The sequence below is a fragment of the Labrys okinawensis genome, from assembly GCF_047345005.1.
Taxonomy (GTDB): domain Bacteria; phylum Pseudomonadota; class Alphaproteobacteria; order Rhizobiales; family Labraceae; genus Labrys; species Labrys okinawensis.
The window spans coordinates 1506427-1527367 of the sequence record NZ_CP178864.1 but is presented as its reverse complement, the minus strand read 5'-3'; the positions used below and the strand labels follow the sequence as shown (position 1 = coordinate 1527367).

Here is a 20941-nt window from a genome sequence, read left to right as displayed (position 1 = left end):
GTCGAATCTGCCAGCCGCACAGAGTTCGTCCGCCGGGCGTGACTATACGCGGTGTGCGGCAGAACAAGCTCCAGCGACATGAATCCGCTAGGGTCTTGCAGATGTTTATTCTCGATACAATGTTGAAGCGCCTGGTCAAGAAGGGCGCACTTACGGTTATCGATCCCGACGGGCGTGTACATACCTACGGGAACGACCAAGGTTTTACCAGCGCACTCCGAATTACCGACAAGGCGACTGCCTGGAAGCTTCTCACGCACCCCGAGCTCGAAGTCGGCGAAGCCTATATGGATGGCCGGCTCGTGATCGAAAAGGGTGACGTCTACGACATGATCGCCCTCTTCATGCAGAATATCGGCTGGTCTGTTCATATTGGCCCGCTGAGCAGCATCGGCGCGACGGCCCGAAAGGTCGGCCGACGAATCGCCCAGTACAATCCAGCCAGTCGCTCGAAGAACAATGTCGCCCATCACTATGACCTCAAGGACGAGTTGTTCGATCTCTTCCTTGATGACGACCGGCAATATAGCTGCGCCTATTTCCCCTCCAACGACGTGACGCTCGAGGAGGCGCAGGCCTACAAGAAGCGTCATATCGCGGCCAAGCTCCTGTTGAAACCGGGCGTCAAGGTGCTCGACATCGGCTCGGGCTGGGGCGGCCTGGGACTGTACATCTCCAACGTCACCAAAGCCGACGTAACAGGCATCACGCTATCGGAGGAGCAGCACAAGGTATCCAATGCCCGTGCGGCTGCCGCCGGCATCGCCGACCGCGTGCGCTTCGACCTGGTCGACTACCGGAAGGTGACGCAGAAATTCGACCGCATCGTCTCGGTCGGCATGTTCGAGCATGTCGGCGTCAACCATTTCGACGCCTATTTCCGCAAGATCGCTGAGCTGCTGAACGATGATGGCGTGGCGCTCGTGCATGCGATCGGCCGTTCCGACGGTCCGGGTGCCACCAATCCATGGATTCAGAAATACATCTTCCCGGGCGGCTATTCCCCCGCCCTATCGGAAGTTCTGCCCGCGATCGAACGGGCTGGCCTCGTCGTTACCGACATCGAGATCCTGCGCCTGCATTATGCAGAGACGCTCAAGCATTGGCGGGCGCGCTTCAAGCGCAACCTCGACCAGATCCGCGCTCTTTATGACGATCGTTTCTGCCGCATGTGGGAGATGTATCTGGCTTCCTCCGAGGCGACCTTCCGCTGGGGCGGTCACATGGTCTTCCAGATCCAGGTGGCAAAGTCGGTCAATGCGGTTCCGCTGACACGCGACTATATCGGCGAGGCCGAAAAGCGTCTCCCACTCGATCTTCAACCGGTCCCCGCCCCTGCCCGCGAGGCGGCGGAGTAGACAGGCGTCCGACACCAGGTGCTGTCAAGGTGCCTGCCTCGGGCGGAATTTCGACAGGCGCGCATCCGAAATCCTCGGGTGCGCGTTGCCCATTAGAGCGGATGATCAAACTATGATCATGTTTTCACGATAATCGGACTTTCATTTCACAAGCCCTTTTCAGGCATTTTTCTTGGACTTCTCCCAATGACCCACCCAGAACCGGCGACGTCGGCCGCTGCGCTGAGCCCCAGCGAGGTGCGCTCGATCATCATCGGCATCATGGTTGCCATGCTGCTCGCGGCGCTGGACCAGACCATCGTCGCCACCGCCATGCCGACGATCGGCCGCAGCCTCGGCGATTTCGAGAACCTGCCCTGGGTGGTCACCACCTACCTCCTCACCTCGACCGCGGTCACGCCACTCTACGGCAAGATGTCGGACATCGCCGGCCGGCGGGTGACGCTGCTGGTGGCTATCACCGTCTTCGTCGTCGGCTCGGTCTTCTGCGCCCTGGCACCAAGCATGCTGGTGCTGATCCTGGCCCGAGCTCTGCAGGGCCTCGGCGGCGGCGGCCTGATCTCGCTGGCCCAGACCATCATCGCCGATATCGTCCCGCCCAAGGAGCGCCCGCGCTACCAGGGGCTGATCGCCGGCGTTTTCGTGACCTCCAGCATCGCAGGCCCGGTGCTGGGCGGTTTCTTCGCCGAGAAGCTGCATTGGTCCGCGATCTTCTGGATCAACCTGCCGCTCGGCCTGCTCGCCTTCTGGATGACGAACTCGCAGCTCAAGAAGCTGCCACGCCACGAAAGGCCGCATAAGCTCGACTTCCTCGGCGCCGCCCTGATGACGATGGCAACCGTCGCGCTGCTGCTTGCCCTCAGCCTCGGCGGGCCGCGCTATGCCTGGACCTCGCTGACCATCCTGGGGCTCATCGGCTGCTCCGCGCTGTTCTGGATCGCCTTCGTCGCACGCCTGCTGACGGCGCCCGAACCGCTCATTCCGCCCGAGGTTCTGCAGAACCAGGTGGTGGCGATGGGCACGCTGGCGGCCTGCTTCGGCATGGGTGTCTTCATCGGCCTCACCATCTACACGCCGATCTATCTGGAGGGCGTCTACACGCTCACCGCCAGCCAGTCCGGCCTCGCGCTCATCCCGCTGATGGTCGGCACTGTTACGGGCGCCACCTTCTCAGGTCGCCTGATGGCGCATATGACACATTACAAGCGCACGCCGATGATCGGGCTCGCCGTCTCCGTCATCGCCCTCGCCATTGTGGCGGCCCGGCCCGTCGGCCTGCCGCTGGCCGTCATCGAGGTGATCTTGGCGGTGGCGGCCTTCGGCATTGGCACGGTGCTGCCGGTCACCACCGTGGCAATCCAGAACGCCGTGATGCAGCACCAGATGGGCACCGCGACCGGCACCATGAATTTCTTCCGCTCGCTTGGCGGCGCCATTATCGTCGCTGGCTTCGGCGCCATCGTGATGGGCAGCCTGCCGGCCGACAAGGCGGCTACTGTCACCATGGACAATCTGGCCTCCACCCTTGCCGCCGGCGGCAGTGACATCGGCACCGTGTTCCGCTTCGTGTTCGGTGCCGCGGCGATCGGCATCCTCCTCACGCTCTACAGCCTGATCGTGATGGAAGAGCGGCCGCTGCGCACCAAGGTGGGCACCGCTCCCGTAGTGGCGGAGTGAGCGGCAGGTCATCCCGTGCGCGGCGCGGCACGAAGTGATGTATCGCAGATCCGGGATGACATTCCCCCCTTTTCATGCCCGCAGCATGCTGTAAAAGCCCTTCCAACCTTCCCCGGAATCGCCAAGCCATGAGCCCCAATCTCAGCGTCCACGACAAGGCAGAAATCCTCTCCGAGGCCCTGCCCTACATGCAGCAGCATGACGATGCCACCATCGTCGTCAAATATGGCGGGCACGCCATGGGCAACGAGCAGGTCGCCCGCGACTTCGCCCGCGACATCGTGCTGCTCGAGCAGGCCGGCCTCAACCCCGTGGTGGTGCACGGCGGTGGCCCGCAGATCTCCGAGATGCTGCAGCGCCTCGGCATCAAGTCCGAATTCGCCGCCGGCCACCGCATCACCGACGCGGCCAGCGTCGAGGTCGTCGAGATGGTGCTGGCAGGCTCCATCAACAAGCAGCTTGTCGGCTTTATCAACGCAGAGGGTGGCCGGGCCGTCGGTCTCTCCGGCAAGGATGGCCGCATGCTGATCGCCAAGAAGGCGACGCGCACCATCTACGATCCCGATTCCGATATCGAGAAGGTGGTCGATCTCGGCTTCGTCGGCGAACCCGACAAGGTCGACACCACGGTTCTGGACCAGATCATCAAGTCCGACATCATCCCGGTCCTGGCACCCGTGGCGGCCTCGGCCGATGGGGGCACCTTCAACGTCAATGCCGACACCTTCGCCGGCGCCATCGCCGGGGCGCTGGGGGCAACGCGCCTGCTCCTGCTCACCGACGTGCCGGGCATCCTCGACAAGGACAAGAAACTGATTGAGGAGATCGATGTCGAAGGTATCCGCCGCCTGATCGCCGACGGCACCATCACCGGCGGCATGATCCCGAAGGTCGAGACCTGCATCTACGCACTGGAACGCGGTGTAGAGGCTGTCGTCATCATGGACGGCAAGGTTCCGCATGCCGTGCTGCTGGAACTCCTCACCAATCACGGGGCGGGCACGCTGATCAGGCGATAGCGGTATCGTCCCGAATGCCCAGCCCTTTTGTTTGGTCGACTGCGGCGCACCACTTCGTGCTGTGCCGTGTCAGGGATGACGCCTCGCAATCCGTCCTTAACATTGCCTCAGGATACTGTCATATCTTGCCGGTAGAGACAGGCGATGGATCAGACGGTTTATTCAAGCAAAGAGAAATTGGCGGCCGATTTCGCCCACGTCGAAACGTGGGTGTTCGATCTCGACAACACGCTTTATCCCCATCATGCCAATCTCTGGGAGCAGGTGGACAATCGCATCACCACCTGGATGGCGAATTTCTACGGTGTTGACGGGCTCAGTGCGCGCGGCCTGCAGAAATATTACTATCAGCGCTATGGCACTTCGCTGCGTGGGCTGATGATCGACGAGGGCCTCGATCCTGCCAACTTCCTCGATTTCGCGCATGATATCGACCATTCGCCGCTGGAGCCCAATCCCCTGCTCGGCACGGCCTTGAGCCTGCTGCCGGGCCGCAAGCTGATCTTCACCTCCGGCACCACCCGCCATGCCATGAACATCGTGAAGAAGCTCGGCGTGGAGCAGCACTTCGCCGACGTCTTCGACATCGTCTCGGCCGACTACCTTCCCAAGCCGGCGGCAGATACCTACGTCAATTTCTTTGCGCGCCACGATGTCGATCCCGCCCGGGCGGCGATGTTCGAGGATCTGTCGCGCAACCTGATCGTGCCGCATGACCGGGGCATGCGAACCGTGCTGGTGGTGCCCCGGCGCGATGCCCGGATCGTGCGCGACGCCTGGGAGCTGGACGGCGCCAAGGCCGAGCATGTCGACTACATCACCGATGATATAGCGGGCTTCGTGACCGATCTCGCGCAGGCTCTGGGGTAGGAGCCCTGGGATCGCAGGCATATTTATCCCGCCATCTTGGCGATGACTCCCTGGTATTGCATGCTGCCGGCGTAAGCCGTTCGGCTCCGGCCGGCGGCGACTTCCACATTATGGAGTCAAGCAATGCCGTTTCGTCGGCCTGATATTTTAGCCTTATCGACGCGAATGCGCGTTATCCTATGGACATTGCTCGCCATTTCCATCGCGAGCAGCACGGCGGTCCTCTCGGCCACCGCAGCCAGCGCCGCGCAGGCCTATGCGACGTCGAACGTCAATATGCGCGCCGGCCCGGCCACGGACTATCCAGTTGTCACCACGCTCTCGGCGGGCGAACTCGTTGCCATCTATGGATGCCTCAGCGATGGCTCATGGTGCGACGTCGCCGCTGGCGACGATCGCGGCTGGGTATCGAACAGTTACCTGTCGGCCGCTCGCGGCTCGCGCGTCGGACTGGCGACCCTCGCTTTGCCAGCGGTGGTCTTCAGCTATGCCTATTGGGACAATTATTACGCGCGCCGCCCCTGGTACAACACGTGGTGGGGTCATGGCCGCCCGCGGCCGCCGCATTACAACCGCCCGGGCTATCGTCCGCCGGGCACACGTCCTCCTGGTGTATATCCCCCTGGCGGGCGTCCTCCCCATGTGCGTCCTCCCCATGTGCGTCCTCCCCATGTGCGTCCTCCCGGCATACACCCGCCTGGCGGAAGACCGCCCCATTTCCGGCCGCCACACGGCACCAAGCCCGTCATCCACCCTGGTAACCGTCCGCATCATCGCCCCGGCCATCCGGGCGCCAAGCGCCCGATACCCAGGGTCAAGCGGCCACAGTAGGCGTCAGTGCAAGTTCCTCCTCGCCGCGGGATCACCGCCCGCGGCGAAACGCCTTACGTATCCTCGCGCGCGCAGGCCTCGATGCCTTCGCGATAGGTGGGGAAGGCCAGCCGGTAGCCGAGATCCTCTCGGATGCAACGGTTGGAGACGCGCTTGTTCTCGCCATAGAAGGAGCGTGCCATCGGCGACATCTGCGCTGCCTCATAGGCAACTTCCGGTGGCGGCTCGATGCCAAGGCGCCCGGCCGCGAAGGTCACGACATCCTGCGGCGGCGCGGGCTCATTGTCCGTGACGTTGAAGAACGGCCCCGCCTTGGGATTGCCGATGCCGGCCATCACGGTGCCGGCAATATCCTCGACATGAATGCGGTTGAACACCTGGTCCGGTTTGACGACGCGCCGTGCCGTGCCGCGCCGGAGATTGACGATGGCATTGCGCCCCGGACCGTAGATCCCGGCAAGGCGAAAGATCTGGGCATCCACGCCGCACTTGCGCGCAAGGTCGAGCCATGCTTGCTCCACCCTCACCCGCACGCCATTGCGCTCGAGGGTTGGCCGGAGCGGCGCGGTCTCGTCGATCCACGCCCCATCCGCGTCGCCATAGACGCCGACGGTGGAGAGATAGCCGATCCAGGCCAGATGCGGCGCCTGCGCGATCGCCGCGCCGAAATGGCGCAGCACCGGATCACCCTCGTCGTCCGGTGCAATGGAGGTGAGGATGTGGGTGGCGTTCGCGATCGCGGCCTTGATCGCGGGTGAAGCCTTCAGGCCGTCGAATTCGAGGCGCTCGACATCGGGTAGCTCGGGCAGCTTCTCGCCGGGCGTCGGCGAGCGGTAAGTGCCGGCGACATGGGCGAAGCGCTGGCCGTAGCGAGCCACGAAATGCGAGGCAGTGTAGCCGAGGCCGAAGATGAGGAGGTTCATGAGGCGCCCTGGGAGCGCGGACGTCCCGTCCGCTCTTGGAACCGGTAGCATCTGTCGGGAAGGAAGAGCGGACGAGACGTCCGCGCTCCCAGGAGTTACTGCCCCAGCCCGTCGAAGAAATCTCGCACCTTGGCGAAGAAGCCCGAGCTCTCCGGCTGCGTCTCCTTCGACGATTGCTCGTCGAATTCGGCGAGCAGCTCGCGCTGGCGACGCGTGAGATTCTTCGGCGTCTCGACGAAGAGCTGCACATACATGTCGCCATGTTCACGCGAGCGCAGCACCGGCATGCCCTTGCCGCGCAGGCGGATCTGCTTGCCGGTCTGGGTGGCTTCCGGCACCACCACCTTGGCCTTGCTGCCATCGACGGTGGGCACCTGGAACTCGCCGCCGAGTGCGGCCGTCACCATGGAAATCGGCACGCGGCAGTGGAGATCCGCGCCATCGCGCTGGAAGAACTCATGCGGCGCGATGGAAAGGAAGATGTAGAGATCGCCAGCCGGGCCTCCGCGCGAGCCGGCCTCGCCCTCATTGGCAAGACGGATGCGTGTGCCGTCCTCGACGCCGGCGGGGATATTGACCGAGAGCGTGCGCTCGCGCGTGGTCCGGCCGGCGCCGCCGCAGGAGGGGCAGGGATTGTCGATCACCTCGCCGCGGCCCTGGCAGGCGGGGCAGGTCCGCTCGATAGAGAAGAATCCCTGCGTGGCGCGCACGCGGCCATGGCCGGCGCAGGTGGAGCAGGTCTTGGGCTTGGAGCCCGCCTTGGCGCCGGAGCCGTGACAGGCTTCGCAGGTCACCGAGGTCGGGATCTTGATCGTGGCGGTCTTGCCGTTGAAGGCATCCTCCAGCCCGATCTCCATGTTGTAGCGCAGGTCCGCGCCGCGCTCGCGCCCGCCTGTACTGGCGCGGCCCCGGCCGCGCCCGGCCAGATCCTCGAAAATATCGTTGAAAATGTCGGAGAAGGAGCCGAAGCCGCCGCCCGCCCCGCCGCCGAAGCCGCCTCCCCCGCCCATGCCGCCCTGCTCGAAGGCAGCGTGGCCGAAGCGGTCATAGGCCGCACGCTTCTGCGGGTCCTTCAGCGCCTCATAGGCCTCGTTCACTTCCTTGAACTTGGCCTCGGCGTCCTTGTTGCCGGCATTGCGATCCGGATGATGCTTCATGGCCTGCTTGCGGAAAGCAGCCTTGAGTTCGATTTCGGTTACTTCGCGAGTAACCTCGAGCACTTCGTAATAGTCACGTTTGGCCATAAGAACCGCTCGGAGCATCCCAACTACTGAGTGTGCGAAAGCCCTCGCCATTTCTGGCGAGGGCCCTCACGCTATCGATGTATATTACGCGCGCTTCTTGTCGTCGTCGACTTCCTCGAAGTCGGCATCAACAACATCGTCGTTCTTCGCACCGGCCTCGCCGGCCTCGGCGCCAGCAGCCTGCTGCTGCTGGTAGAGGGCTTCACCGAGCTTCATCGAAGCCTGCTGAAGGTCGTTGGTGCGAGCCTTGATGGCCTCGGCATCATCGCCTTCCAGCGCGGACTTGAGCGCCGCGATGGCAGACTCGACGGTCGACTTGTCGGCCGCGGAGATCTTGTCGCCAAGCTCCTTGATCGACTTCTCGGCCTGGTGAACCGCCGCATCCGCGTGGTTGCGGACCTCGACGAGCTCGCGCCGCTTCTTGTCTTCCTCGGCGTTGGCCTGGGCGTCCTTGACCATCTTCTCGATGTCGGCGTCGGAAAGACCGCCGGAAGCCTGGATGCGGATCTGCTGCTCCTTGCCGGTTGCCTTGTCCTTGGCCGAAACATTGACGATGCCGTTGGCATCGATGTCGAAAGTCACCTCGATCTGCGGTACGCCGCGGGGTGCCGGGGGAATGCCGACGAGATCGAACTGGCCCAGCGCCTTGTTATCGGCGGCCATTTCGCGCTCACCCTGGAACACGCGGATGGTGACGGCCGTCTGGCTGTCCTCGGCCGTCGAGAAGGTCTGGCTCTTCTTCGTCGGGATCGTGGTATTGCGCTCGATGAGGCGGGTGAAAATGCCACCCAAGGTCTCAATGCCCAGCGACAGCGGGGTCACGTCGAGCAGCAGCACGTCCTTGACGTCGCCCTGCAGCACGCCGGCCTGGACCGCGGCGCCAATGGCGACCACTTCGTCCGGGTTGACGCCCTTATGGGGCTCCTTGCCGAAGAACTGCTTCACGACTTCCTGGATCTTGGGCATGCGGGTCATGCCGCCGACCAGCACCACTTCGTCGATCTGGCCCGCGGCCAGGCCGGCATCCTTCAAGGCCTTGCGGCAGGGCTCGACGGTGCGCTGGACGAGATCTTCGACCAGGCTTTCGAACTTGGAGCGCGAGAGCTTGAGCGCCAGATGCTTCGGACCCGAAGCGTCGGCGGTAATGTAAGGCAGGTTGATCTCGGTCTGCGCCGTGGACGACAGCTCGATCTTGGCCTTCTCGGCCGCTTCCTTCAGACGCTGGAGAGCGAGCTTGTCCTTCTTGAGGTCGATGCCCTGCTCACGCTTGAATTCGTCCGCCAGATATTCGACCAGACGCATATCGAAGTCTTCACCGCCTAGGAAGGTGTCGCCGTTGGTGGACTTCACCTCGAACACGCCGTCACCGATCTCCAGGATCGAGACGTCGAAGGTGCCGCCGCCGAGGTCGTAAACCGCGATGGTGCCAGCCTTCTTCTTGTCGAGGCCATAGGCCAGAGCAGCTGCCGTCGGCTCGTTGATGATGCGCAGCACTTCGAGACCGGCGATCTTGCCGGCGTCCTTGGTGGCCTGGCGCTGGGCGTCGTTGAAGTAAGCGGGAACGGTGATGACGGCCTGCGTCACGGTCTGGCCCAGATGAGCCTCCGCGGTCTCCTTCATCTTCTGAAGGGTGAAGGCCGAGATCTGCGAGGGAGAGTAGGACTTGCCGTCCGCCTCGACCCAGGCATCGCCATTGCTGGCGCGGGTGATCTTGTAGGGCACCAGGCCCTTGTCCTTCTGCGTCATCGGGTCATCGAAAGTACGCCCGATCAGGCGCTTGATGGCAAAGAACGTGCGCTCGGGATTGGTCACGGCCTGACGCTTGGCCGGCTGGCCCACGAGGCGTTCGCCATCATCGGTGAAGGCAACGATGGAGGGCGTGGTACGCATGCCCTCGGAATTCTCAATGACCTTGGCGGTCGTGCCCTCCATCACGGCGACGCACGAATTGGTGGTTCCAAGGTCGATACCAATAACTTTAGCCATATGTCTCATCCTTCCTTTGCAGCAGACCGACGCGCCCCGAAGCAGCAGCGCCTAGGCCGGGAAAGCCCTCAGGAACCCGGCCGGTCCCTATCGGAAACCCCGTAACTGACGTGGATTAATCACGGGTTCGGCGGGTATATAAGGGGGGCGTTCCCGGGCCGCAAGGCTTGGAATGACGCTCCACAGAAAGGTTTTCGCCTTCATCGCCGGTTTTCGCGCTCGGGCGTTCACACCCGATCTCCTCACGGGTCGCGCCCGCGCCAGGCTCCGCGCACGAGCGTGCGGCTCGGCCGCCCGCCCGGCCCGGGGGAAGATCCATCCCGGACATTTCACGGTCGTTGCGACCCTCACGGACGAGCAGCATCTGGTCAGCTCAGATGGGCCATCTGGCGGATGATCATGTCGGCGGTCGAAGGGTTGCAGGCCATCGGTATGTCGTAGACCAGGACGAGGCGCGTCAGTGCCTTGACGTCGACATCATGCGGCATGGCCGTCAGGGGATCGACGAAGAAGAACAGGCCGTGCACCTGCCCTTCCGCGATCAGCGCGCCGATCTGCTGGTCACCGCCCATCGGTCCGCTCTTCAGCGCCGTCAGCGACAATTCGGGGCAAGCGGCCAGCACGCGCCCGCCAGTCGTGCCGGTGGCAACGAGATCGAACTTCGCCAGGATGGTGCGATGCGTTTCGGCAAAGGCCACCATCTCATCCTTTTTCTGGTCATGGGCAATGAGAGCGAGCGTGCGTTTGATCAGCTTGGCCATCCGAAATCCTCATTCTGAACCCGCGTTTCCCGCCGGATTTGTGTGAAAAGTACAGGGGAACGCACGACACCCCTTCTCAATAGTGTAACTGCCATGCCATGTTCACGCGAAGGCTGTCGCGGGTAAACCGGGATTGCCCTCCATCCACCAACGAGAATAAGCGCGGGAGAGCGTGATGAAATCGACCCTTCTTGGCCTGGCCGTCCTGCTGAGCCTCGGCACAGCCGGTGTTGCGACGACAGCTTCGGCTGCCGACAAGCCCGGCCCTGCCATCATCTACGACCTGGGAGGCAAGTTCGACAAATCCTTCAATGAAGGCGCCTATAACGGCGCCGAGCGCTGGAAGAAGGAAAGCGGAAAGACCTACCGCGAATTCGAGATCACCAATGCCTCCCAGCGCGAGCAGGCCCTGCGCCGCTTCGCCAAGGACGGCAACAACCCCATCATCGTCCTGGGCTTTGCCTATGAGGACGCGCTGGCCGCCGTCGCCAAGGCCTATCCGAAGACGCAGTTCGGCATCGTCGACGATGTGGTCGACCTGCCCAACGTCGCTTCCTATATCTATCGCGCCGACGAAGGTTCCTATCTCGCCGGGTATCTCGCCGCCAAGACCTCGAAGAGCGGCACCATCGGCTTCGTCGGTGGCATGGACATCCCGCTAATCCGCTCCTTCGGCTGCGGCTATGTGCAGGGAGCCAAGGCCGCCAATCCCAACATCAAGGTCATCCAGAACATGACCGGCACCACCGCGGCCGCCTGGAACGACCCGGGCCGTGGCGGCGAACTGGCCAAGGCGCAGATCGCCCAGGGCGCCGACATCGTTTACGCAGCGGCCGGCCAGACGGGCCTCGGCGTGCTGCAGGCTGCGGCCGACGAGGGCAAGCTTTCCATCGGTGTCGACTCCAACCAGAACGGCCTGCATCCCGGCAAGGTGCTGACCTCGGTGCTCAAGCATGTCGACGAAGCCATCTATGAAGGCTTCAAGTCGGGCGCAGCAGGTACCTTCAAGACCGGCACCAACGTGCTGGGTCTGAAGCAGGACGGCGTCGGCCTCGCCATGGACGACAACAACAAGTCTCTGGTGAGCGCCGACAACAAGGGCGCCATCGATGCCGTGACCAAGGACATCATCGACGGCAAGACTGTCGTGCATGACTATCAGGCCGACAATGCCTGCCCGGTGAACTAAGTCTGACGGCAAGAGGCCGACGGCAATATTGCCGTCGGCCTTTTTCTATCGAACCTTGCATCAACAGTCCTGACCTTTCCGGTCATCTTGCGAGGCCGCTTTGGCTACTGCCCTCGAACTGAAGCAAATCGACAAGCGTTTCGGCCCGGTCCATGCCAACAAGGCGATCGACCTTACGGTTGAGAAAGGCACGATCCACGGCATTATCGGGGAGAACGGTGCCGGCAAGTCCACCCTGATGTCGATCATCTACGGGTTCTACGAGGCCGACAGCGGCGAAATCCTGGTTGATGGCAAGGAGATGGCGATTCGCTCCTCGCAGGATGCGATTTCGGCCGGCATCGGCATGGTGCACCAGCATTTCATGCTGGTCGATCCCTTCACGGTCCTTGAAAATGTCATGCTCGGCGCCGAGGGCGGCGCCATGTTGGCGAGCGGCATGGCTCATGCCCGCTCCGAGCTTGCCACGCTGGAGCAGAATTACCGTCTCGAAGTCAACCCGGATGCCATCGTCGGCGAGTTGCCGGTCGGCAACCAGCAGCGGGTGGAGATCCTGAAGGCCCTCTATCGCGGCGCCGACATTCTCATCCTCGACGAGCCGACTGGCGTGCTTACGCCCTCCGAAGCCGACCAGCTCTTCGAAATCCTCAAAGTCCTGCGTGAGCAGGGCAAGACGATCCTTCTCATCACGCACAAGCTGCGCGAGATCATGGCCATCACCGACCGCGTCTCCGTGATGCGGCGCGGCGAAATGGTGGCAACTGTCGAGACCGCCAAGACCAGCACGACCGAGCTTGCCGAATTGATGGTCGGCCGCAGGGTGCTCCTGCGTGTCGACAAGGCCGAGGCGAAGCCCGGCGACGTCATCCTCGAGGTCAAGAACCTCATCGTGAAGGACGAGAAAGGTGTCGCCCGCGTCGACAACGTCTCCTTCACCGTGCGGGCCGGCGAGATCGTCGGCGTGGCGGGCGTGGCCGGCAACGGCCAGTCGGAACTGCTGGAAGCCATAGCCGGCATCCGCCCGGTGGCATCGGGGCAGATCATCCTGCGCGGCAGCAACATCGCGGAAGCTGATCCGGCACATCTGCGCAATCTCGGGCTCGCCCATGTGCCGGAGGACCGCATGCGCATGGGGCTGGTGAAGCCCTTTGCGGCCTATGAGAGCTCGATCCTCGGCTATCAGAAGGATCCCAAGCTCGGCGGCAGCCTGCTGCTCAACTATCGCCGCATCATCTCCGACCTCGCGGGCAAGATGGAGCGCTTCGATGTGCGCCCGCGCGATCCCAAGCTCAAGACTGCCAATTTCTCGGGCGGCAATGCCCAGAAGATCGTGCTGGCACGCGAGATGGAACGCGATCCCTCGCTGCTCATCATCGGCCAGCCGACCCGCGGCGTCGATATCGGCGCCATCGAATTCATCCATCGTCGGCTGATCGCCATGCGCGATGCCGGCAAGGCCATTCTGGTGGTCTCGGTGGAGTTGGAGGAGATCATGGGCCTGTCGGACCGCATTCTCGTGATGTGCGGGGGCCAGATCACCGGCGAGCGCCTGGCCAGAAACGCGACCGAGAACGAACTCGGCCTGTTGATGGCGGGCGTTTCGGAGCACGCGGCATGAGCGCGCTCGACACTCCCTCCCAAAAGTTCCACCGCCTTCTCATTCAGGCCTTCTCGGCCAATGCCAGTTCGCTGACACCGCTGCCATGGTGGGCCGACACCATCGTGCTGCCGCTGATCAACCTGCTGATTGCCTTCCTGGTCTCCGGCATCGTGGTGTGGGCCTTCGTCGGCGCCGATCCGCTGACCGTCGGCACCACCATGATCCAGGGCGCCTTCGGCGACGCCAACGGCATCGGCACCACGCTCTACTATGCCACGACCTACATCTTCGCCGGCCTTGCGGTGGCCGTCGCGTTCCACGCCGGCCTGTTCAATATCGGCGTCGATGGACAGGGACAGGTCGCGGGCCTCGGCATCGCTTTTGCCTGCCTGCATGCGACCGCGCTGCCCTGGTTTCTCGCCATTCCCATCGGCATTGTCACCGCGATGATCTTCGGCGCGCTGTGGTCGTTCCTGCCCGGCTATCTCCAGGCCAAGCGCGGCAGCCATATCGTCATCACCACCATCATGTTCAACTACATTGCCACCGACCTTGTGCAGTATCTGATTGTGCATGTGCTGATGAAACCGGGCACCGGCGACCCCAAGTCGGAGCTTTTTCCAGATAATACGGCCCTCCCGACGCTCAGCGACATACTGGCCTATCTCGGAATCAACCTGGACCTCACGCTGGTCAATCTTGCCTTTCCTCTCTCCCTGCTTGCCGCCTTCCTGGTCTGGCTGCTGATCTGGCGTTCCCGCTTCGGCTATGCCATGCGCACCGTCGGCCACAACAAGACCGCGGCCGTCTATGCCGGCATCTCGCCGGCCCGCATCATCATCGTCACCATGCTGGTCTCGGGCGCTCTTGCAGGGCTGATGGGCACCAATGTGCTGATGGGCGACCAGCATCGCATGTTCATCGACTACACAGCCGGCGCCGGCTTCATCGGCATCGCCGTTTCGCTGATGGGCCGGTCGCATCCCGTGGGCATCGTGCTCGCCTCGATCCTGTTCGGCGCGCTGATCCAGGGCGGGCAGGAGCTGGTGTTCGATTATCCCGTGTTCGACCGTCATCTCATCGAGGTGATCCAGGGCATGATCATCCTGTTCGTCGGCGCCCTGGAGTTGATGGTGCGCCCGCAGCTCGTCGCCGTGCTCGGGCCTTTCCTGCGTCGCAAGCCGAAAGGAGCCTGACGCCATGGACTTCCTGATGACGCTGGGCATCACCGCACCCGCCGCGACCATCCGCCTTGCGACTCCCCTCCTGCTCTGCTGCCTCGCCGGCCTCTATTCCGAACGTTCGGGCATCGTCGATATCGGTCTGGAGGGCAAGATGCTCTCCGGCGCCTTCGCCGCCGCCGTCGTGGCCTCTACCTATAATTCCGCGCTGCTCGGCCTGGTCGCGGCCATCATCACCGCGATCGCCTTCTCGGTTCTGCATGGTATCGCCTCGATCAACTATCGCGGCAACCAGATCGTCTCCGGCGTGGCCATCAACCAGCTGGCCGTCGGCCTCACCGCCTTTCTGGGCAATACCTGGTATGGCCAGGGCGGGCGCACGCCCGATCTCTCCGGCAGCGCACGCTTCCTGCCGATCGACCTGCCCGGCGCTGCGGCGCTTGCGAACGTCCCGGTCATCGGCCCCATCTATAGCGGCGCCCTTTCCGAGCAGTCCCCGCTGACCTATTTCGCCTTCCTGTGCGTGCCGCTGACGGTATGGGCTATTTACCGGACGCGATTCGGGCTGCGCCTGCGCGCCGTCGGTGAAAATCCGCAGGCGGTCGACACTGCAGGCATCTCGGTGGCCTGGCTGCGCTACCGGGCCGTTATCATCTGCGGCGTGCTGACGGGCGTTGCCGGGGCCTTCCTCTCGACTTCCTATTCCGCCGCCTTCGTGCCCAACATGACCGGCGGGCGCGGCTATATGGGTCTGGCCGCTTTGATCTTCGCCAAGTGGCGGCCCTGGCAGTCGATGGGGGCCTGCCTCCTCTTCGGCCTGCTCAACGCCATCGCCAACCAGATGGGCTCCAACATGGTGATTCCGGGCATCGGCAACATTCCTTCGGAACTGATCGATGCCATGCCCTACATCCTCACCGTGCTGATGCTCGCCGGCTTCGTGGGCACCGCTCATCCGCCCAGGGCTGCAGGCGTGCCCTATGTGAAGGAGCGGTGATGGATAAGCTCGCCGACCTCTTCGAGGCCGCAAAGGCCGTGCGCGAAAAGGCGCATGCGCCCTATTCGCGCTTCAAGGTGGGCGCGGCCATCCGCGGCCGTTCCGGCAGGATCTATCCCGGCTGCAATGTCGAGAACGCGGCCTATCCTGTCGGCGCCTGCGCCGAAGGCGGGGCGATCTCATTGATGGTGGCGAGCGGGGAGACTGAGATCGCCGAGATCCTTGTGCTGGGCTGGACGGATGCCCATCCCGACGCGCCCGGCCTCACGACGCCCTGTGGTGGCTGCCGCCAGCGCATTCGCGAATTCGCGGCGCCCGGCACGCCGATCCATATTGCCGGGCCTGAGGGCATAAGGCGCAGCTTCACCCTGGACGAGTTGCTGCCGGAGAGCTTCGGGCCGGAGAATCTGGGGTAGATGGGAGTGCTTTCCCGTGTGCGCGGACGTCCCGTCAGCACCCGGGAACGCCGCGGATGCAAGATGGGTAGAGGCGGACAAGATGTCCGCGCGCCCGGGAAGATCAGATCATCACCAGATCGAGGAAGCTTGCAAACAGCAGGATGGCGGTCGCCACGGCCAGAGCAAGCCCTACCCAGAACTGCGCCTTGTCCTCGGCCGCAATTCCGCCCCTCAGTGTCCAATGCATGCGCTCGATCATGAAACTGCTCAACTCAACGAAGTCCAGCGTCATGATGGAAGGGCGGGTGATGCCGAGGCGTTAACGGGCGCCGAATTGACGATGTGGTCTCAAATCATGGTTGAGAAGGTGTGAGCGTGCAGGCCTTTGCCAGGTGGGAGCGAAATCCACGGCGCCCATATGCCTCAGATTGTCGGCGGCAGGTCAAAAAAGGCAAACAGGCTCGGACCCAGCGGAGGGGCATAAAGGACGATTTCACCGACCTGCCCGCTGCCCGCCAGCACATGCAGCGAATGTGGCAAATGAGGCCCGTCGTCGCGGCGGGTATAGACGGCCGCCGCGGGTTGCCCGTTTGCGATAACGGCCATGGCGCGGAAACCACTGTAGCGCGGCCATACGCCCGTCATGAAACGCGCGACCTCGTCCCGGCCGGTGAATGTGCGGTGCCACGGCGGCATGGTCATGACAATATCCCTGTGGAGCAGACTGACCAGGGCATCGACGTCCCCCGCATTCCAAGCCTCGACATAGGCTTCTATCGGAGCCTCATCGCTCGCAGTGACATCCTGCGGCGGCAGGGCCGTCCGCGCTCGCTGCAAGGCGCTGCGCGCTGCCGCCACGCTGATGCCAAGTGCGGCTGCAGCTTCCGCCGACGTCATGCCCACGCCGTCATGGAGAAGCAGCATGGCGCGGGCTCGTGGCGAAAGCCCGTGCAACAACGAGACAAAGGCCAGCCGGATGTCTTGCCTGCGTTCAGGGTCGGATGGCGCAATCCCGCCCGGCCACGGCTCGATCCATGGTTCCAGTCCCGGCTCCATCTCCTCGAGGCTGGGGCCAAACAAGGTCTGCCGGCGGCGGCTCGTGCGCTGTGCGTCGAGGCAGACGCGCGTGGCGATGCTGTAGAGCCAAGAGCGCCCTGCCGCCTCCTCGCGCAGGCTGGCGAATTCACGCCAGCCGCGCAGCAGGGTCTCCTGCACACAATCCTCGGCATCCTGCACGCCGCCCATCATGCGATAGCAGTGTCGCTTCAGTTCGCCGCGCATGGTGCTCGCCAGAGCGGAAAAGGCGCTCGAAGCATCGGGGAGGGTGATCGAATTCTCCATTTGCATCAGCCTAGCGCCGCCATACCCTCGGGAGAAACGATAAAATTGCGGCCCGGATGTGCCTCCCCGATGAGATCGAGCAGCGCATCCGCAACTTGCTCCGGCTTCAAGCCAGGTCCCATTGCCTCCAGAAAGGCAGCTTCGCTGGTGCCATTGTAGGCAGCATAGCCTCTCACTCCCGCCGCACCGATATCCGTCTGCGGCATCAGGCGCGCCGGGGCCAGGGACAGGAACCGCAGGTCAAGGCCGGCGCGCTCCGCCTCTCTCTGGGCATAGCCGGTCATGAAGATCTGCATCTGTTTGGCGCCGGCATAGCCGCCGGAAATCGGCGAGCCCTGACGCACCGCACCGCTGGTGATCGTGACCACGGTCGTGCCAGGCGGCAAGGGCCGCGCCAGCGCCGCTTGCAGGAAATGGAAGCTCATACGCACATCATTGTTCCAGTTGTCGCTGAATGCCTCCCAGTCGACCTCGGGGAAGGGCTTGCAAGGCGGCATGGCGCCTCCGCACAGAATCAGCACGCGCGGGGTCTGAACCGCGAAGACTCGCTCTGGCGCACCGGCCGCCGACGCATCACAGGCGAGAACCGCCACGCCGGGCATATCGCGGGCGAGGACGTCGAGACCAGACTGCCCGCGCGCCACAGCGAGCACCGGTGCGCCGAGACGATGAAAAGTTTCGACCAGGACGCGACCAAGACCGCGGCTGGCACCGATGACGGTAATCGGGGTATGGGACAAATCGACCATTGCAGAGATCCTCCATGACAGTGACATGGAGTAGGACGTCCGCGCGTCCCCTCATGCATCGCGCCATGCGAGAATTATTTCCGTGCTCGTGCTCTTCCGACGCCTTCCCTCGGCGTTTCGTCTGCACATGCGGGGTGCGCTACAGAAACGACTGCCCCGCCCCTCGCCAAACCAGGCCGAGATGCTCCGCCACGCTTGCGGCCATGTCGGCGAAGGTCTCGCGGCGGCCGATGGGACCGCTGCGTCCGCCGAGCCTTGCCAGCACGGGCACGAATTCGCGCGTATGGTCTGTCCCCGTCCAGGAGGGGTCGCAGCCATGGTCGGCTGTGATGATCAGGAGATCGTCGGGATTGAGCTTCGCCAGGATTTCCGGCAGGCGGTGGTCGAACGCCTCCAGGGCTGCTGCATAGCCCGCAACATCGCGGCGGTGGCCGTAGAGCGTGTCGAAATCGACATAATTGGCAAAAAGAAAGCCGCCTTCCGGCAGGCGCTTCATGGCTTCGAGCGTGCGGTCGATCAAAGCATCGTTATCTGGGCCCTTGATGTTCTCGCCAGTGCCGCGATGGGCGAAGATGTCGCCGATCTTGCCGATGGTGATGGTGGTTCGTCCGGCCTTCTCCACCGCGTCGAGCAGCGTATCGGCCGGCGGCGGCACGGCAAAGTCGCGCCGGTTGGCAGTGCGGGTGAAGCCGACGGCTTCGTCGCCGATGAAGGGCCGCGCGATCACCCGGCCGATGTTGAGCGCATCCACATCGCGTCGTGCGATCCGGCAGAGGTCGAGCAGGCGCTCCAGCCCGAAGGCCTCCTCATGGGCGGCAATCTGCAGCACACTGTCTGCGGAGGTGTAGAAGATCGGCTTGCCGGTCCTGACGCTCTCGGCGCCAAGCTCGGCGATGATCTCGGTGCCCGAGGCATGTTTCTCCCCGAGCACGCCCGGCAGGCCGGCTTCCCCAATGATCGCAGCAATGAGATCGGGCGGGAAACAGGGGATCGTAGCCGGGAAATAGCCCCAGTCGAACGGCACGGGATAGCCTGCGATCTCCCAGTGGCCCGACGGCGTATCCTTGCCCCTTGAGACTTCAGCGGCGTAGCCCCATAGACCGCTGATGGCCTCGGTGGCGAGCCCCGGTGGAGCCAAGCCGGATGCGGCCTCGGCAGCCTTGCCGAGGCCGAGGCCTGCCAGCACCGGCAAGTGCAGCGGCCCGGAGTGCCGGCACTTCTCGTCGGCACAGGCTGCGGCGATGTGGCCGAGAGTGTTCGAGCCTGCATCGCCATAGCGGGCTGCGTCATCGGCTGAGCCGATGCCGAAGGAATCCATAACCAGAATGAAGGCGCGCGCCATTTCACGCTCCCACGATGCGTTCCAGAACCGGCGGCAGGGCCTCCAGGCTCTCGCCGATCTGGTAGGCTGCACTCAGCGTCTCGGCCGCCGCCCTGGCAGTCTCCTCGCTGCGGGCATGCACGAAGCCGATCGGCCGGTCGCCGCCGACCTCTTCGCCCAGTTCTGCCAGGTCGGTGAGGCCGACTGCATGGTCGATGGCATCCTGAGGGCGCGTGCGGCCGCCACCGAGCGCCACCACGGCAAGGCCGACGGTCCGGGTGTCGATGGCAGCGATGCGGCCTGCCTCGCTGGCGAAGACCGGCTTCACTACCGGCGCGACCTGCAGATAGCGCTGGTGATGCTCGACGAAGTCGGCCGGCCCGCCGAGGGCGGCGACCATGCGGGCGAAATGTTCGGTCGCTGCGCCGCTGTCCAGCGCCTGCTCGACCTTGGCCCGCGCATCCCCGATATCGTCGGCAAGCCTGCCGAGCACCAGCATCTCCGCACAAAGGGCAAGCGTCACCGCCTTGAGGCGCGCGTCGCGATGGGCGCCGGTCAGGAACTCCACGGCGTTGCGCACTTCCACGGCATTGCCGGCGGCGCTGGCAAGCGGCTGGTCCTTGGCGGTGATCAGCGCAACGGTCGGCAGGCCGGCGCCGGTCGCCACCGTGGCGATCGAGGCTGCAAGCTCGCGCGAATCCTCCAGCGTCCTCATGAAGGCGCCCGAGCCTGTCTTCACATCCATCACGAGTGCCTGCAGCCCGGCGGCGAGCTTCTTGGAGAGGATCGAGGCGGTGATCAGCGCGATCGATTCGACGGTCGCCGTTACGTCGCGGATGGAATAGACAGTCTTGTCCGCTGGCGCGAGATCGGCGGTCTGTCCGATGATGGCGACGCCCTCCTCCTTCACCACCTTGCGGAACAGAGCGAGGTCGGGCTGCGTGGCATAGCCGGGGATCGAATCGAGCTTGTCGAGCGTGCCGCCGGTATGGCCGAGGCCGCGGCCCGAGATCATCGGTACATAGCCCCCGCACGCCGCCACGATGGGACCCAGCATCAGGCTGACGTTATCGCCGACGCCGCCGGTGGAATGCTTGTCAACCACCGGCCCGGGCAGATCGAGGCCGCGCCAATCCAGCACGGTGCCGGACTGCATCATCGCGCGAGTCAGCGCGATGCGCTCCTCCATGCTCATGCCGCGGAAATAAACCGCCATCGCAAAGGCCGCGACCTGCGCATGGGTGACGCTGCCCGCGACGAGCCCCTGCACGAAGGCCTCGATCTCGGTCGGCGCCAGTGACGCCCCGTCGCGCTTCTTGCGGATGATTTCCTGGGGAAGGATGGTCAAGCAGAACTCTCCCTGTTTCAGGCCTCTGAGCGGACCTTGTCACTCGCCTGCGACTCCAGACCAGACACCGACGTAACGGTTTCGCACAGTCGGAGCAATTCCCTCGATTGTGACGACTCGCCATCGAACTCGCGCAGCGAAACATCAG

At 63.9% G+C, this 20941-nt stretch carries 19 protein-coding genes; 10 read left to right on the top strand and 9 right to left on the bottom strand.

Annotated elements, in window-relative coordinates:
- The first annotated feature begins 101 nt into the window (after positions 1 to 101).
- The 5 genes from ACMDCR_RS07300 to ACMDCR_RS07280 all read left to right on the top strand — a co-directional run bounded on the left by ACMDCR_RS07300 (position 102) and on the right by ACMDCR_RS07280 (position 5755).
- A complete protein-coding gene (locus tag ACMDCR_RS07300) occupies positions 102 to 1358 on the top strand; it encodes a class I SAM-dependent methyltransferase (protein ID WP_413991891.1) in 1257 nt (418 codons plus the stop codon).
- 186 nt (positions 1359 to 1544) lie between these two features.
- Entirely contained in the window at positions 1545 to 3035 is a 1491-nt protein-coding gene (locus ACMDCR_RS07295) for an MDR family MFS transporter (protein WP_413991890.1), read from the top strand.
- 128 nt (positions 3036 to 3163) lie between these two features.
- Positions 3164 to 4054, top strand: a complete 891-nt coding sequence (gene argB / locus ACMDCR_RS07290) for an acetylglutamate kinase (protein WP_413991889.1) — start codon at positions 3164 to 3166, stop codon at positions 4052 to 4054.
- A gap of 144 nt (positions 4055 to 4198) precedes the next feature.
- Positions 4199 to 4924 (top strand): pyrimidine 5'-nucleotidase, encoded by a 726-nt coding sequence (locus ACMDCR_RS07285; protein ID WP_413991888.1) that lies wholly within the window; start codon positions 4199 to 4201, stop codon positions 4922 to 4924.
- A gap of 165 nt (positions 4925 to 5089) precedes the next feature.
- The gene (locus ACMDCR_RS07280; protein ID WP_413991887.1) at positions 5090 to 5755 is read left to right on the top strand and encodes an SH3 domain-containing protein; all 666 of its coding nucleotides are present in this window, start codon (positions 5090 to 5092) and stop codon (positions 5753 to 5755) included.
- 53 nt (positions 5756 to 5808) lie between these two features.
- Here the strand turns inward: ACMDCR_RS07280 and ACMDCR_RS07275 are convergent, their stop codons facing one another.
- From ACMDCR_RS07275 to ACMDCR_RS07260, 4 genes are all read right to left on the bottom strand, one after another.
- A complete protein-coding gene (locus tag ACMDCR_RS07275; RefSeq protein WP_413991886.1) occupies positions 5809 to 6678 on the bottom strand; it encodes an SDR family oxidoreductase in 870 nt (289 codons plus the stop codon).
- Positions 6679 to 6773: 95 nt separating this feature from the next.
- Positions 6774 to 7922 carry a molecular chaperone DnaJ gene (gene dnaJ / locus ACMDCR_RS07270; RefSeq protein WP_413991885.1) on the bottom strand — a complete coding sequence of 383 codons (1149 nt, stop codon included), beginning with the start codon at positions 7920 to 7922 and terminating at the stop codon, positions 6774 to 6776.
- Positions 7923 to 8006: 84 nt separating this feature from the next.
- Positions 8007 to 9908 carry a molecular chaperone DnaK gene (gene dnaK / locus ACMDCR_RS07265; protein WP_413991884.1) on the bottom strand — a complete coding sequence of 634 codons (1902 nt, stop codon included), beginning with the start codon at positions 9906 to 9908 and terminating at the stop codon, positions 8007 to 8009.
- 368 nt (positions 9909 to 10276) lie between these two features.
- Positions 10277 to 10669: a methylglyoxal synthase gene (locus tag ACMDCR_RS07260; RefSeq protein ID WP_413991883.1), complete on the bottom strand. Its 393-nt coding sequence runs from the start codon at positions 10667 to 10669 to the stop codon at positions 10277 to 10279.
- A 175-nt stretch (positions 10670 to 10844) separates the two neighbouring features.
- Here ACMDCR_RS07260 and ACMDCR_RS07255 point away from each other — a divergent pair, with 175 nt between their 5' ends.
- From ACMDCR_RS07255 to ACMDCR_RS07235, 5 genes are all read left to right on the top strand, one after another.
- Positions 10845 to 11858, top strand: coding sequence for a BMP family lipoprotein (locus tag ACMDCR_RS07255; RefSeq protein WP_413991882.1), 1014 nt, complete (start codon positions 10845 to 10847; stop codon positions 11856 to 11858).
- A 100-nt stretch (positions 11859 to 11958) separates the two neighbouring features.
- Positions 11959 to 13476, top strand: a complete 1518-nt coding sequence (locus tag ACMDCR_RS07250; protein WP_413991881.1) for an ABC transporter ATP-binding protein — start codon at positions 11959 to 11961, stop codon at positions 13474 to 13476.
- Positions 13473 to 14654, top strand: a complete 1182-nt coding sequence (locus ACMDCR_RS07245; RefSeq protein ID WP_413991880.1) for an ABC transporter permease — start codon at positions 13473 to 13475, stop codon at positions 14652 to 14654. Before ACMDCR_RS07250 ends, ACMDCR_RS07245 begins: the two co-directional genes overlap by 4 nt.
- Before the next feature lie 4 nt (positions 14655 to 14658).
- Positions 14659 to 15636, top strand: coding sequence for an ABC transporter permease (locus ACMDCR_RS07240; protein WP_413991879.1), 978 nt, complete (start codon positions 14659 to 14661; stop codon positions 15634 to 15636).
- A complete protein-coding gene (locus tag ACMDCR_RS07235; protein WP_413991878.1) occupies positions 15636 to 16052 on the top strand; it encodes a cytidine deaminase in 417 nt (138 codons plus the stop codon). Before ACMDCR_RS07240 ends, ACMDCR_RS07235 begins: the two co-directional genes overlap by 1 nt.
- A 103-nt stretch (positions 16053 to 16155) precedes the next feature.
- Here ACMDCR_RS07235 and ACMDCR_RS07230 read toward each other — a convergent pair whose 3' ends face one another.
- From ACMDCR_RS07230 to deoA, 5 genes are all read right to left on the bottom strand, one after another.
- Positions 16156 to 16293: a hypothetical protein gene (locus tag ACMDCR_RS07230; protein ID WP_413991877.1), complete on the bottom strand. Its 138-nt coding sequence runs from the start codon at positions 16291 to 16293 to the stop codon at positions 16156 to 16158.
- A 164-nt stretch (positions 16294 to 16457) separates the two neighbouring features.
- The gene (locus tag ACMDCR_RS07225; RefSeq protein ID WP_413991876.1) at positions 16458 to 17315 is read right to left on the bottom strand and encodes an RNA polymerase subunit sigma-70; all 858 of its coding nucleotides are present in this window, start codon (positions 17313 to 17315) and stop codon (positions 16458 to 16460) included.
- Positions 17316 to 17380: 65 nt separating this feature from the next.
- Positions 17381 to 18124, bottom strand: a complete 744-nt coding sequence (locus ACMDCR_RS07220; protein ID WP_413991875.1) for an SDR family NAD(P)-dependent oxidoreductase — start codon at positions 18122 to 18124, stop codon at positions 17381 to 17383.
- Between the two features lie 139 nt (positions 18125 to 18263).
- Positions 18264 to 19466, bottom strand: coding sequence for a phosphopentomutase (locus ACMDCR_RS07215; RefSeq protein ID WP_413991874.1), 1203 nt, complete (start codon positions 19464 to 19466; stop codon positions 18264 to 18266).
- Between the two features lies 1 nt (position 19467).
- Positions 19468 to 20787 (bottom strand): thymidine phosphorylase, encoded by a 1320-nt coding sequence (gene deoA, locus ACMDCR_RS07210; protein ID WP_413993556.1) that lies wholly within the window; start codon positions 20785 to 20787, stop codon positions 19468 to 19470.
- Between the last annotated feature and the right edge of the window lie 154 nt (positions 20788 to 20941).

Excerpts from the sequence above, each read along its gene's own strand:
- ACMDCR_RS07300 (WP_413991891.1), top strand. The coding sequence starts at position 102 with ATGTTTATTCTCGATACAATGTTGAAGCGCCTGGTCAAGAAGGGCGCA.
- ACMDCR_RS07295 (WP_413991890.1), top strand. The coding sequence starts at position 1,545 with ATGACCCACCCAGAACCGGCGACGTCGGCCGCTGCGCTGAGCCCCAGC.
- argB (WP_413991889.1), top strand. The coding sequence starts at position 3,164 with ATGAGCCCCAATCTCAGCGTCCACGACAAGGCAGAAATCCTCTCCGAG.
- ACMDCR_RS07285 (WP_413991888.1), top strand. The coding sequence starts at position 4,199 with ATGGATCAGACGGTTTATTCAAGCAAAGAGAAATTGGCGGCCGATTTC.
- ACMDCR_RS07280 (WP_413991887.1), top strand. The coding sequence starts at position 5,090 with ATGCGCGTTATCCTATGGACATTGCTCGCCATTTCCATCGCGAGCAGC.
- ACMDCR_RS07275 (WP_413991886.1), bottom strand. The coding sequence starts at position 6,678 with ATGAACCTCCTCATCTTCGGCCTCGGCTACACTGCCTCGCATTTCGTG.
- dnaJ (WP_413991885.1), bottom strand. The coding sequence starts at position 7,922 with ATGGCCAAACGTGACTATTACGAAGTGCTCGAGGTTACTCGCGAAGTA.
- dnaK (WP_413991884.1), bottom strand. The coding sequence starts at position 9,908 with ATGGCTAAAGTTATTGGTATCGACCTTGGAACCACCAATTCGTGCGTC.
- ACMDCR_RS07260 (WP_413991883.1), bottom strand. The coding sequence starts at position 10,669 with ATGGCCAAGCTGATCAAACGCACGCTCGCTCTCATTGCCCATGACCAG.
- ACMDCR_RS07255 (WP_413991882.1), top strand. The coding sequence starts at position 10,845 with ATGAAATCGACCCTTCTTGGCCTGGCCGTCCTGCTGAGCCTCGGCACA.
- ACMDCR_RS07245 (WP_413991880.1), top strand. The coding sequence starts at position 13,473 with ATGAGCGCGCTCGACACTCCCTCCCAAAAGTTCCACCGCCTTCTCATT.
- ACMDCR_RS07240 (WP_413991879.1), top strand. The coding sequence starts at position 14,659 with ATGGACTTCCTGATGACGCTGGGCATCACCGCACCCGCCGCGACCATC.
- ACMDCR_RS07235 (WP_413991878.1), top strand. The coding sequence starts at position 15,636 with ATGGATAAGCTCGCCGACCTCTTCGAGGCCGCAAAGGCCGTGCGCGAA.
- ACMDCR_RS07230 (WP_413991877.1), bottom strand. The coding sequence starts at position 16,293 with ATGATCGAGCGCATGCATTGGACACTGAGGGGCGGAATTGCGGCCGAG.
- ACMDCR_RS07225 (WP_413991876.1), bottom strand. The coding sequence starts at position 17,315 with ATGCGCGGCGAACTGAAGCGACACTGCTATCGCATGATGGGCGGCGTG.
- ACMDCR_RS07220 (WP_413991875.1), bottom strand. The coding sequence starts at position 18,124 with ATGGTCGATTTGTCCCATACCCCGATTACCGTCATCGGTGCCAGCCGC.
- ACMDCR_RS07215 (WP_413991874.1), bottom strand. The coding sequence starts at position 19,466 with ATGGCGCGCGCCTTCATTCTGGTTATGGATTCCTTCGGCATCGGCTCA.